We start from the raw sequence: 12,535 nt of genomic DNA, 5'->3' as shown, positions 1-12,535 counted from the left end.
AGCCGATGATCACGCTTTACGACTACGAACTGTCAGGCAATTGCTACAAATTGCGCCTGCTGCTGAGCTTTCTCGGCGTCGACTACAAGACCGTGCCTGTCGACTTCTATCCCGGCCGCGAGCACAAATCGGAGTGGTTCCTCAAGCTCAATCCGCTCGGGCAATTGCCGGTGCTCGACGATGACGGGCTGCTGCTGCGCGATGCGCAGGCGATCCTCGTCTACCTTGCGTCGAAATACGATCCATCAGGCACGTGGTATCCCAGGGACAACCCGGCGCTGCTGGGCGAGATCAGCCAATGGCTGGCCTTCGCCGACGGCATCACCGCGACCTCCTCGGCGGCGCGCCTGCATGACGGCCTGTTCTATGATTTCGACATCGATGCCGTCCGCGCCGGCGCGCATCGGCTGTTCCGCATCCTCGACGAACATCTGTGGTTCGGCGAGCAGCAGGGCCGCGACTGGATCTGTTCGGCGGGTCATCCAACCATCGCCGACATTGCCTGCTTTCCCTACATCATCCTGTCGGAGGAGGGCGGTATTCCGCGCCAGGACTATCCGGCCATCCGGCGCTGGTGCGACCGGGTCAAGCGCATCAAGGGGTTTACGGTGATGTCGGGCGTATTCCCGGCAGGCCCCGGCAAGGTCGCCGTCGCCGCCTAGACCGATCACAAAGAGCCGGGCCACGGCTCTGCAAAACACCCATTTGGAGAAAAAGAATGAAAACCCGCGCCGCAGTCGCTGTCTGGACTTGCTTCGGTAAAGTGGAGAGCGGGTTGCTCATTCGGCGGCGTTTCGCTCGAACTGCATCGGGCTGATGTAGTCGAGCGCGGAATGCCGCCGGATGGGATTGTAGAAGCCGTCGATATATCGGGCAATGGCGGCTTGGGCATCGGCGCGGGTAAGGAAAGAGGTGCGCCAGATCAGTTCAGTTTTCAGCGTCTTGAAGAATGTTTCGACCATGGCGTTATCAAAGCAATTGCCCTTGCCTGACATTGAGATGATGACGCCGGCGGCACGCAATTCGGCTTGGTAGTCGATAGAACAATATTGGCTGCCGCGGTCGGAGTGGTGAATGAGGCCGGGTTCCGGCTGCCGCATGACGAACGCCTTGTTGAGCGCTGCCAGAGCCAGGCTGCGGTGTAGCCGGTTGCCAGCAGCCCAGCCAACGACCTTGCGGGCAAACAGATCGATGACGACAGCAAGGTACAACCAGCCCTCCCGCGTCCAGATGTAGGAGATGTCGGCACCCCATTTCTGGTTGGGACCAGTGGCGGCAAAATCCTGGTCGATGACATTGGGGGCAACCGGAAAGGCGTGTTCGCTGTCCGTCGTGCGCTTGAACCGCCGCTTCTGTCTTGCCTGGAGGCCATTCTCCCGCATCAGACGCGCCGTTCGTCGCCGGCCAATGGCAAAGCCATTGTCTTGCAGTTCCCGCGTCATGCGCGGGCTACCATAGGTTCCGTTCGACAGCGCGAACGACGATCGCACATGCGCCAGCATTATCATGTCGTCGCGCTGCCGGCGGCACGCCGGCCGGCGCCCCCAGGCAAAGTAGCCGCTCGGGCTGACACCCAGCGTCGCGCACAAACGGTCCACAGGGAAATCCTTCTTCGCCTGGTCGATGAGCGCGAACCTCACCGACTTCCCTCCTTGACGAAAAAAGCCGTCGCCCGTTTCAAGATATCCCGCTCCTGCCGAAGGATTTCATTCTCCCGCCGCAGCCGTTTCAATTCAGCGGCGACATCAGCATCAGGCGGACGCCCAGGATCGCCCATCTCACGATCCAGCTGCCGACCCATCCATCGCGTCAGCGTCGAGAAACCAACACCAAGATCCTCCGCGATCTGCCGCTTCGTCCGACCGCTCGTTCGCACAAGGCCAACCGCCTCCGCCTTGAACGCATCCGTAAACTGTCTCTGTTTCGTCATCGAGGTCGCCTTTCATCAGAAGGAAACTCTCCACTTTTTCGGGGCAAGTCCAGTCGCCGCCGGAAAGCCGCTTGAGATCATGGAGGTCGACCTCGAGGGTCCGCGCGAAGGCGAGGTGCTGGTCGAGATCAAGGCGACGGGCATCTGCCACACCGACGAGTTCACGCTGTCGGGCGCCGATCCCGAAGGCCTGTTTCCAGCCATTCTCGGCCATGAAGGTGCCGGCGTCGTCGTCGATGTCGGCAAGGGCGTCACCTCGCTCAAGAAGGGCGATCATGTCATCCCGCTCTACACGCCCGAATGCCGCCAGTGCCCGTCCTGCCTGTCGCGCAAGACCAACCTGTGCACGGCCATCCGCGCCACGCAGGGCCAGGGCCTGATGCCCGATGGCTCATCGCGCTTCTCGATCGGCAAGGACAAGATCTTCCACTACATGGGCTGCTCGACCTTCTCCAACTTTACCGTGCTGCCGGAGATCGCGCTGGCCAAGGTCAACCCAGACGCCCCCTTCGACAAGATCTGCTACATCGGCTGCGGCGTCACCACCGGCATCGGCGCCGTCATCAACACCGCCAAGGTCGAGATCGGCGCGACGGCCGTGGTCTTCGGTCTTGGCGGCATCGGCTTGAATGTCATCCAGGGCCTGCGCCTTGCCGGCGCCGACATGATCATCGGCGTTGACCTCAACAACGACAAGAAGGCCTGGGGCGAGAAGTTCGGCATGACGCATTTCGTCAATCCCAAGGAGATCGACGGCGATGTCGTGCCCTATCTCGTCAACATGACCAAACGCGGCGCCGACCAGATCGGCGGCGCCGACTACACGTTCGACTGCACCGGCAACACCAAGGTCATGCGCCAGGCGCTGGAAGCCTCGCATCGCGGCTGGGGCAAGTCGGTGGTCATCGGCGTTGCCGGTGCTGGCCAGGAGATTTCGACGCGGCCGTTCCAGCTGGTCACCGGGCGCACCTGGATGGGTACCGCCTTTGGCGGCGCGCGCGGCCGCACCGATGTGCCGAAAATCGTCGACTGGTACATGGACGGCAAGATCGAGATCGACCCGATGATCACCCACACGCTGAAGCTCGAGGACATCAATAGGGGTTTTGACCTCATGCATGCCGGTGAAAGCATCCGCAGCGTCGTGGTCTACTGATCGGTTTTAGCCATACGCCGCGCTGAAGGCCTGTGTTCCCAAACTCTGCCTCCCCAGCATTGGCGTAAGACCGGCGGCGCGACAAGGCATTCCGGAATGCCTGTGCCGCCGGTCGATCCATCAGGCTTCCGTGCCGCTGGAGGGCTCATGCGGCATTGCCGTCATGTCCATGTGTAGCGCGTCGAACGATGCTTATGGCCATCAACAACTTTATTGCGCTGGCGCGCGGGTTTTCCAGGTCGACCTAGCAGTATCCGACTATCAATCTCCTCGCACATCGTCGACATTCCGCGAACGCGGCTAGGTCTCGCGGCCAAGACAAGTCTGTTGACCGGATACCGTTGCGGCATCTCAAACAGGATAGTGTTCTTTGACGATCTTTCCCTTCACCGAAGCCACTCCGATCCAGTTTCAAGCACCGCTGCCGAAGACCTCTGATGTCGTGATCATCGGCGGGGGCGTCATCGGCGTGGCGACGGCGCTGTTCCTGGCCAGGCGGAACATTTCGGTGACATTGCTGGAAAAGGGACGCATAGCGGCCGAGCAATCCTCGCGCAACTGGGGCTGGATCCGGCAGCAGGGCCGTGATGCCGATGAGTTGCCGATCGTGATCGAAGCGCAACGCCTCTGGCGGCAACTGGCCGAGGAGTGCGGCGAAGACATAGGGTTGAAGCAGACAGGCGTTACCTATCTTGCACGGACGGACAAGGAGATGGCCGGGTTCGCGAAATTCTTCAAGATCGCCCAGGCTCATGACCTCGACACACGCCTCCTTGACCAGAGCGAGACCGCCAGGCTGATCCCGGCGATGTCGCGCCCGTTCAGGGGCGCGATGACCACCCCATCGGACATGCGTGCCGAGCCTTGGGTCGCCGTGCCCGCGCTCGCTCGCCTGGCTGCCCGGCAGGGCGTCACGATCATGGAAAATTGCGCGGCACGTATGCTCGACCTCTCAGCAGGACGCATCAGCGGCGTCTGGACCGAGAAGGGCCGTATTGCCACCTCAAGCGTCGTGGTTGCGAGCGGCGCGTGGACGTCGCTCTTCCTGCGCGCGCACGGCATCTCGATCCCGCAGCTAAGCGTCAGGGCGACGGTCGCCGCGACCCAACCGATGCCGGAAGTTCATCCTGGTGCGGTCGCCGACGAACATATCGCATTCCGGCGCAGGCAGGATGGCGGGTACACGCTTGCATCGGGAGGCGCCAATCAGCTGTATGTCGGGCCGGACGCGTTTCGTCACGCCAGCAAGTATGTCAGCGCGCTGATGGCGAATCCTTTTGGCACGCGCTACCTGCCGGCCGCACCGCGAGGGTATCCGGACAGTTGGTCAACCCCGCGCAAGTGGAACGCTGACGAAGAGAGTCCATTCGAACGGATGCGCATCCTCAATCCCGCCCCCAAAGCCTCGGCGCTGCGCGACATCGACCGCGAGTTCAAGGAGCTTTTCCCGCAATTCAAGACAATGCCGCTCAAGGCGAGCTGGGCGGGCATGATCGATGCGATGCCGGATGTCGTGCCTATCGTTGATCGTGCCGCCGAAATCCCGGGCCTCGTTATCGCAACCGGGATGAGCGGTCACGGCTTCGGCATAGGACCCGGCATGGGCAGAGTGGTGTCCGACCTCGTCCAGGGAAACGAGACAGGACACAACCTTCACAGGTTCCGCCAATCCCGGTTCAGCGACGGCAGCCCAATTCAACTGGGACCCAGCCTTTAGAGGCGGACGGACCCATCGACCGGGCGTCGCGGGCGAGGAATGTCATCTGAGCTTTCGGCCACGGCCATCATGGCCTCATTGGCGGCGGCGTCACCGGCAAGATCGTGTCGCAGCTTGCCGCTGGTCTGCCGCCGGCGGTCGATCTGACACCTTTCCGGACGGGTAAGTTCTGATTATCAGGACACGCTGCTGCCGCGGCAGGCCTTCCGTTGATGGAAACGACGTGACCGCTAACACCAATGCACAGAACACCGAGTCAACTGAGCAGCAGCGCGCCCATGCCGTGCTCATCTGCGACCTGGTCGGCCTGCGTTTTGGGCCTGATGGGAAGCCCGATGCCAGCGAGGTGCGAGCCCACATTGAAACCCGGGGCGGTCGTTTTCATGCGGGCGCACTCGGCGACAAGGCCAGCCTCGAACACGGCCGCGTTCATTTCTTCTACCAGCCGGATCTCAGCACGCGAGACGAATTGATCGAGGCTGCCGGCGACGGCCGGTACGACGCCGTCATCGCGGCGGCGACCTTCCTGCCGGTCGAGACCGCTTTTCCGCTTGCCGGCGTGCGTATCGGCGCCGGCACCGGCAATATGGGGTCACGCTCCTGGGGCGGCGGCAGCGGCGAGGGCGGCACGGCGGTGCTGATGAACACGCCGGGCATCAACAGCCGCGCCACGGCGCAGATGGTGATGAAGGCGATCCTCAAAGTGCTGCCCGATATCCCCGTTGACACGCTTCACGACCGGGTCGCGCGCGGCGCGTTCGATACCGGCAGGGACCTGCGCGATTTTCCGACCGAAAAGCTGGAAGGTAAGACGATCGCGATCATCGGCTACGGAAATATCGGCCGCGAGGTTGCCAAGCTTGCCCGCGCCTTCGGCATGCATGTGGTCGTTCATGCGAGGCCAAGGCACCGGGAGTGGATCGAGGCCGAAGGGTTTGTCTACGCGCCAAGTCCCGCTGACGCGGCTGAAGGCGCCGATGTGCTGAGCGTACATGTCGGGCTTGGCAAGCCGGACGCGCAAACCGGGCGCTATGCCAATGCAGGGCTCGTCGGCTCGGAGGTCTTGTCCCGCCTGAACAACAGCGCGGTGCTGGTCAATTATGATCGCGGCGAGCTTGTCGACGTTGCGGCTCTTGGCGATGCCCTCGATGCCGGGCGGGTACGCCATGCGGCAATCGATGCCGACCTGTTCCGGGACGCATCGACCGGCAGCCTTTCAGGCCCGATGTTGCCTTATCTCGCCCTTGTCGAGAAACACGGCGGCAAGCTTGAGCTTCTGCCGCACGCCGCGGCCGATACGGATCATCCTTCGCGGGTGGCTGGCGCCAAACAGGCAGTCGACCAGATTTTCGGCGTCATCCGCCGCAAATCGGTGACGAACGCAAAAGGCACCGTGCCGCCGGAATATGTTTCCCTGGGAGCAACCACGCCCTCCGGCGTCGGGCCGGTAACGGCGGGGAATCTGTTGAAGCTGACCGCGCAGGAGTGTTCTGAGCTGGGCGACCTCTGTGACCGGCAAGCCCGGCTTTGGAAGGTAATGGCAAGCGCGGACCCGGAGCAGCGCCGAGACATCGTCGCCGAACAAGGCGAGGAGCTTGTCCGGTTGATCAATCGCTTTTGCCTTGTCGCCGAAAAATCCAACCTCACCGGCCCTTATCAATAACCCTCGTTCGGTCCTCATGTGGGTTTGATGGCCTCGGATGGGTTCGAATTTGCTGGCAGGCAGCCGGCAGTCAAACTTTGTTGACCTCCATCCAGGCAGAATTGACTACCGCTCCGCCTTTTGTCGGACCATAAGACACGCCGTGCGATCGTGTCACGATTGGTCGGTCGGATGAGATGATCGCTGCCTTGGAGCAGATCATGCTCAAACAAACATATTGAGCCGCATCCCGCCTCCATCGGGATCGAACAGGCCAGAGCACAAGCCACCTGCATGACGGATTTGGCCAGAGCATTGGAACAGCCTCAATTCGCCACCGAGCGCGACCCGAGGCTGAGGCTGATCATTCCGATAATCGTCGCCATTGCCTTCCTGATGGAACAACTCGATTCCACCATCATCACCACCGCGATCCCGGCCATCGCACGCAGCCTCGACACGACGCCAGTCAGGCTCAATCTGGCGATCACCACCTATATCCTGACGCTGGCCGTGTTCATTCCGGTCAGCGGCTGGTTTGCCGACAGGTTCGGCGCACGAAAGGTGTTCGCGCTGGCGCTGTTCACCTTCACCGTAGGCTCGGCGCTGTGCGGCATGGCCAACAGTTTCGGCATGCTGCTGGCCATGCGCGCGCTGCAGGGGCTGGGCGGCGCCATGATGACCCCGGTTGGCCGGTTGATCCTGCTGCGCAGCTTTCCGCGCAGCGGGCTGATCACCGCCATGACCTACATGACCTTGCCGGCCATCATGGGGCCCGTGATCGGGCCGCTGCTTGGCGGCCTGCTGACAACCTATGCGTCGTGGCGATGGATATTCTACGTCAACGTGCCATTCGGCCTGATCGGCATCCTGGCCGCGCTGCGCTTCGTCGACGACTTTCATGAGAAAGCGGTGCAACGCTTCGACTTCGCCGGGTTCCTGATGGTGGGATGCGGCGTGGCGCTTCTGCAATTCGGCCTGGAAAGCATCGGCCGGCCGATCATTCCGATTTCGGCGACGGTGCTGGTGCTTGCGGCCGCGGTGCTGCTGCTGGTGGCCTTCGGGCGCTATGCGCGGCGCGTCGTGGCGCCGGCCGTCGACCTGACGCTGTTTCGATTTCGTTCGTTCTGGGTCGGCACGCTGGCAGGCGGCCTGTGCCGCGTCGGCCTGAATGGCGTGCCGTTCCTGCTGCCGCTGATGCTGCAGGTCGGCTTTGGCATGAGCCCGGTCACGTCCGGCTCGCTGACATTCATCGGCAGCTTCGGCGCATTGCTCATGCGGCCGTTGCTGTCGCCTCTGCTGCGGCGGTTCGGCTTCAGTGTCGTGCTGATCGGCAGCGCTGTTGTCGGCTCGGCTACGGTGGCGGGTTTCGCCTTGATGAGGGCGGATACGCCTCACTGGATGATCGGTTTGTATGTCTTCCTGTTCGGGATTGTCCGTTCGTCGCAGTTCATGACCTCAAACACACTTTCCTATGCCGACCTACCGGCGGACAAGCTCAGCCGCGCCACCAGCCTCGGCGGCGTACTGCAGCAGCTCAGCGTTTCGCTCGGCGTCTCGATTGCCGCCATGCTGCTGGGGCTCGTCGCGGGAGAAACCCATGTCCTGACGCCAGAGCGCTTTCACCAGGTGTTCCTGCTGACCGCGATCATCCCGCTGATTTCCATTCCCGGATTCCTGTATCTGCGTGCCGAGGACGGTGTGCAGGTCAGTGGCCACAAGAGAGGCGGCCCTCGTAAATGAATGGCATGATGCCATCACATTGGCGCTGGTTGTCGGACGGGAACGCTGCGATGTTGCGCGAGTCAATGCGTCGCGCACCGCCGAAATGCGCGCCTCATGTGGCAACCGGCGTCGGCCAGAATCCCTTGTAGGAGGAACCGCATGGCAACTGAAATGGCAGTTATCGCCGGGGCAGGTTCAGGATTGAGCGCCTCGCTCGCGCGTCTTCTCACCCGGCAGGGCTTTCGCGTGGTCTTGGCTGCCCGCAACGTGTCCAAGCTCGCTCCGCTGGTCGAGGAGACCGGCGCGCTGGTAGTGGAAGCCGACGTCGCCGATGCCGCCTCGGTCGAGAATCTGTTCGCTGTCGCCGACAAGGTTGGTCCGCTGTCGCTGGCGGTGTTCAACGCCAGCGGACGTGTGCGCGGGCCGATTGCCGAACTTGAGCTCGAAGCCGTCAGGCAAGCATTGCTGGTGGGCGCCTACGGCGGGTTCCTGGTCGGGCAACAGGCCGCGCGTCGGCTGCTTGCCCGTGGCTCCGGATCGATCCTGTTCACGGGCGCCACGGCGAGCGTCAAGGGGATGTCCGGTTCAGCCGGATTTGCGATGCCAAAATTCGGCCTGCGCGGATTGGCGCAATCCATGGCCCGCGAACTCGCTCCGAAGAACATCCATGTCGCGCATTTCATTATCGACGGCGGCATTGCGCCAAAAGTGTCCGGACAGGTTGACGAGGCTGGCCAGCCGGATCGGCGGCTGTCTCCGGATGCGATCGCCGAAACCTATCTTGCGATCCATCGTCAGCATCGCAGCGCCTGGACTTGGGAACTCGAACTCAGGCCTTGGGTCGAGAATTTCTGACCTTGGCTGGGCCTACTTCTTCACAGGTGCGAGCACGACAGCGGCCTCGGCGGTCAGCAGCCGGAAAGTGAAGGTCTCCTGGAGGTACAATTCGACGGCCGTGCCAGAATGGCTGAGGTAGCCGATCGAGATATCCTGCCCGATGTCCAGCTCGAAATCGCCCCCACGCGTGGTGAGCACGAACCCGCCTTCTATGGCCGGCGCCCAGATGATCCCTCCGTCGACCAACCGTTCGAGATGATTGAGGACCGGGTAGCCCTCGTCACTGCCGCCGCTCGCGGCGGTATACGCGGCCGCACCCAGCACAAGAGCATAAGGGCCATTGACCCCGGCAAGCCGCAATTGGCTGACCGCCTGTCCGACAGCTTCCGGATAGCCCATCACATTGGCGGGGAGCGTGACAACGGCATTGCTGGCGCCCTGGCGAACACCCTGGATGCCGGCCGCGGCATATCCGTCGAACACGGAGCGATCCTCGGCGAAGGCGATCTGGCGCGCCGCTTCCTTCACGGGCGACCAGTCTGAATCGGTCGCGCCGCGCTCCACATCGTCAATCGCCTGGCGGGTGAGTTCGAAAGGGACGCGCAATTCGACCAGCGCCTTCACTTCACGCTGCACGGACTGCACCCCTTCGCCGGGCGAGGCAATCGGCTTGAGATGACCTGTTCCGACAGCCGAGAAGTCGACGCCCTTCGGGCCGACGACGTCCACGACGCGCCGCGCGGCCAGATGGCGCTTGAGCGTCCGCGACGCTTCCTCTTCGATCTGCTCCCATGCCTGCTCGGAGATGGGCGCGAGGTGCCGATGGAGATTATTCATGTCGTGCCTCTTTCTTCAGGGATCCGATGCCGAGTGAACCATCGTTGGTTAGCGCGTCCGGCCGGGGCGCCTCGGGGGCCAGCGGCTCATTGGTGCCAGTGTCGGCAGCCGCCTCGACAGTGACATCGTCCAGGAAATCCACCGTCGGCACGAAGAACAGCGTCCCCGTCACCGCGCGGCTGAAATCCAGGAGATGGTCGTAGGTGCCCGGCGGATTGCCGATGAACATGTTCTCCAGCATCTTCTCGATGCGGTGGGGGGAACGGGCGTAGCCGATGAAATAGGTGCCGAACTCTCCTTTCCCCACCTGACCGAACGGCATGTTGTCGCGCACGATCTGAAGCTGCTCGCCATTCTCCTCGATCGACGTCAGGACATTGTGGGCGTAGGGCTTCTTCGCGGAATCGAGCTGTTCGATATCGGACAGCTTGTGCCTGCCGATGATTTTCTCTTGCTCCTCGACAGACACCTTGTTCCACCGCTCCACGTCGTGCAGGTATTTTTGCACGATCACGTAGCTGCCGCCAGCAAAGGTGGCGTCTTCATCGCCGACAAGGGTGGCCGTGCTGGCCGTCTGGCCCACCGGGTTTTCAGTGCCGTCGACAAAGCCGAGCAGGTCGCGGTCGTCGAAAAACTTGAAGCCGTGCACCTCGTCCACCGTCGTGACCGAACCAGCGAGCCGGGACATGATGTGTGTCGCCAGTTCGAAGCAGAGGTCCATGCTCGCCGCGCGGATGTGAAACAGGAGGTCGCCCGGCGTCGAGACGGCGTGATGCACGCCTCGTATCTCACGGAATGGATGCAGGTCCTTCGGCCTCGGCGCTCCAAACAACCTGTCCCAGGCATCGGAGCCGAACCCCATGATGCAGGACAGCTGGCCGTTGAGATTGCGGAATCCCACGCCGCGCAGCAGGCTGGAGAGATCGCCGCACACGCTACGCACCGTTTCCTCGGCCGCCGATCCGGGATTGACGGTCACGACCAGGAATATCGCCGCCCGCGTCAGCCTGGCGGCGACGGATTGGGAGACGGGAGGCGGCAAGCTTGAAACCATATTCGATCCGTCGTTTGGCATGCGGCACCGGCACCGCAGCATGTCAGATCAGTTTGTAGGACTCGGCTTTTGCGCCGTCGAGCACCCCAGCGATAGAATATTCGCCAGCGATAGAATATTCGTCAGCACCTTCCTCGACGAGACCACTCCACCATCGGCGGCTCGCGCGGAAAGCGACAAGGATGCCGGCCTCGGTTATCGCGTCGGGAAAGCTTCGCTCAATGCCTGCGCGCGGTCAGAGTGCCGTCGCTGTAGATCATCCGTCCTGAGCGGAACGTGGCTCGGACGCGCGCCACCGGCCGGCGATCCGCCACGACGAGATCGGCCAGGAGTCCCGGCTCGATGGCGCCGCGATCGGTGAGCCCGAGTGCCCTGGCCGGATTGGCGCTGGTCAGTGCGGCCGCCGCCACGAGACCGTCGTCCCGCAACTCAGCCAGGCCGAGAACCGCCGGCAGGATCGAGGCCGGATGATAATCGCTGGCCAGCATGTCGAGCAATCCGGCCCCATAGGCTTGCCGGGCGGAGAGATTGCCGGAATAGGAATTGCCGCGCAGCGCATTGGGAGCGCCCATCACCGTATGCATTCCCAGCCTACGGGCTTCTTGCGCCGCTTCCAGGGTCACCGGGAATTCGCTGAGCACGGCGCCGAGGCCATGGACGAGTTCCACCTTTTCCGGAGTGTCGTCGTCATGCGAGGCGAGCACGATGCCGCTGGCACGGGCACGGGCCGACAGGTCCTGCAGCGCGTTGAGCACTTCGCCCTGGCCTTCCCGCCCGGCCATGCGGTGGCCGACGACCTCCGATGCGTCGGCGACGGACATGCCGCGCTCCCTGGCGATGCGGGCGATGTAGAGTTCGACGTCGCGGTACTGCCCCTGTCCGGGCGTGTGATCCATCAGCGAGATCAGGTGCAGCCTACCGGCGTCCATCAGCCTTTGCAGCATGGCGATTGCCGGGGTGAAGGTCACCTCGAAGCGGGCATGGATGCGATGATCGACCAGCAGATCGTCTTTCAGTTCGGCTATGGTCTCGATGATCGCCGATGTGTGTTCTTCCGAGCGAAGCACGCCGCTTGTGACGCTGGCGCCGATGAAGGAAAGCGCCGCATAGGCCGTGGTGACGCCACAGGAAGCCAGCTTCTTGTCGAGTTCGGCAATGCCGGTCTTCATCGGCACATGGACGCCGGTGCGCGGCTCCACTTCCTTCTCCACCATGTCGCCGTGCATGTCGATGAAGCCGGGCAGCAACAGGCGGCCGCCGCCCAGCATATCGGCATTCTCGACAGGCTCGTCGCGGACCTCGGCAATCCGGCCCTCTTCGATCCTGACGGCGCCGCTGCGGATGACGCGATCACGCAGGACAATTTCGAATTCACTCAGCCACATGCGATTTCTCTGTTTTTGTTTGAGCTTGATCCCGAAAACCGGGTTCCACTTTCGGGATCGTGCTCGGGATAGTCGGTTTCAGCATGGATTTCCCGGTCGACAAGATCGGTGACATTCTCCGGATGGTGCGAGATACCGATCATGGCGCCGGTCTGCTGCCGCCTCGACCATGGTTGCTCCGATACATTCGGATGTTTTGTAATTCACTCGAATGTTGATTGCCATTTGATTTTTATGACAGTTTCATGAAGG

The 12,535-nt window shown here is 62.6% G+C and carries 11 protein-coding genes; 6 read left to right on the top strand and 5 right to left on the bottom strand.

Annotation, left to right across the window (positions count from 1 at the left end; all coding sequences use genetic code 11):
• Nucleotides 1-5 precede the first annotated feature (5 nt).
• Nucleotides 6-662: a glutathione S-transferase gene (locus tag LGH82_RS12695; RefSeq protein WP_227348801.1), complete on the top strand. Its 657-nt coding sequence runs from the start codon at nt 6-8 to the stop codon at nt 660-662.
• A 117-nt stretch (nt 663-779) separates the two neighbouring features.
• On the opposite strand, the gene LGH82_RS12690 is transcribed toward LGH82_RS12695, so the two are convergent.
• Nucleotides 780-1,930 (bottom strand): IS3 family transposase gene (locus tag LGH82_RS12690; RefSeq protein ID WP_413771365.1). Its coding sequence is split into 2 segments (ribosomal slippage): nt 780-1,666 and nt 1,666-1,930, totalling 1,152 coding nucleotides; the frame shifts between segments, so codons are not numbered across the junction.
• On the opposite strand from LGH82_RS12690, the gene LGH82_RS12685 reads away from it, so the two are divergent.
• The 5 genes from LGH82_RS12685 to LGH82_RS12665 all read left to right on the top strand — a co-directional run bounded on the left by LGH82_RS12685 (nt 1,896) and on the right by LGH82_RS12665 (nt 9,025).
• A complete protein-coding gene (locus LGH82_RS12685; RefSeq protein ID WP_227348800.1) occupies nt 1,896-3,086 on the top strand; it encodes an S-(hydroxymethyl)glutathione dehydrogenase/class III alcohol dehydrogenase in 1,191 nt (396 codons plus the stop codon). The genes LGH82_RS12690 and LGH82_RS12685 overlap by 35 nt on opposite strands.
• A gap of 370 nt (nt 3,087-3,456) precedes the next feature.
• A complete protein-coding gene (locus LGH82_RS12680) occupies nt 3,457-4,803 on the top strand; it encodes an NAD(P)/FAD-dependent oxidoreductase (RefSeq protein WP_227348799.1) in 1,347 nt (448 codons plus the stop codon).
• Nucleotides 4,804-5,026: 223 nt separating this feature from the next.
• Nucleotides 5,027-6,466, top strand: a complete 1,440-nt coding sequence (locus tag LGH82_RS12675; RefSeq protein ID WP_227348798.1) for an NAD(P)-dependent oxidoreductase — start codon at nt 5,027-5,029, stop codon at nt 6,464-6,466.
• A 294-nt stretch (nt 6,467-6,760) separates the two neighbouring features.
• Entirely contained in the window at nt 6,761-8,188 is a 1,428-nt protein-coding gene (locus LGH82_RS12670) for a DHA2 family efflux MFS transporter permease subunit (RefSeq protein ID WP_227348797.1), read from the top strand.
• A gap of 141 nt (nt 8,189-8,329) precedes the next feature.
• On the top strand, nt 8,330-9,025 hold the full coding sequence (locus LGH82_RS12665; RefSeq protein WP_227348796.1) for an SDR family NAD(P)-dependent oxidoreductase: 696 nt from the start codon (nt 8,330-8,332) through the stop codon (nt 9,023-9,025).
• A 12-nt stretch (nt 9,026-9,037) separates the two neighbouring features.
• On the opposite strand, the gene LGH82_RS12660 is transcribed toward LGH82_RS12665, so the two are convergent.
• From LGH82_RS12660 to LGH82_RS12645, 4 genes are all read right to left on the bottom strand, one after another.
• Nucleotides 9,038-9,844, bottom strand: a complete 807-nt coding sequence (locus LGH82_RS12660) for a family 1 encapsulin nanocompartment shell protein (RefSeq protein ID WP_227348795.1) — start codon at nt 9,842-9,844, stop codon at nt 9,038-9,040.
• Nucleotides 9,837-10,898: a Dyp-type peroxidase gene (locus LGH82_RS12655; protein ID WP_227348794.1), complete on the bottom strand. Its 1,062-nt coding sequence runs from the start codon at nt 10,896-10,898 to the stop codon at nt 9,837-9,839. The genes LGH82_RS12660 and LGH82_RS12655 overlap by 8 nt, the downstream gene beginning before the upstream one ends.
• 218 nt (nt 10,899-11,116) lie before the next feature.
• Nucleotides 11,117-12,283, bottom strand: coding sequence for an alpha-D-ribose 1-methylphosphonate 5-triphosphate diphosphatase (locus LGH82_RS12650; RefSeq protein ID WP_264484378.1), 1,167 nt, complete (start codon nt 12,281-12,283; stop codon nt 11,117-11,119).
• Complete coding sequence (locus LGH82_RS12645; protein ID WP_227348793.1) at nt 12,274-12,426, bottom strand: hypothetical protein; 153 nt, start codon at nt 12,424-12,426, stop codon at nt 12,274-12,276. The genes LGH82_RS12650 and LGH82_RS12645 overlap by 10 nt, the downstream gene beginning before the upstream one ends.
• Nucleotides 12,427-12,535 lie beyond the last annotated feature (109 nt).

Source organism: Mesorhizobium sp. PAMC28654 (genome assembly GCF_020616515.1).
Taxonomy (GTDB): domain Bacteria; phylum Pseudomonadota; class Alphaproteobacteria; order Rhizobiales; family Rhizobiaceae; genus Mesorhizobium.
This window is presented reverse-complemented; position numbering and strand designations above follow the sequence as displayed.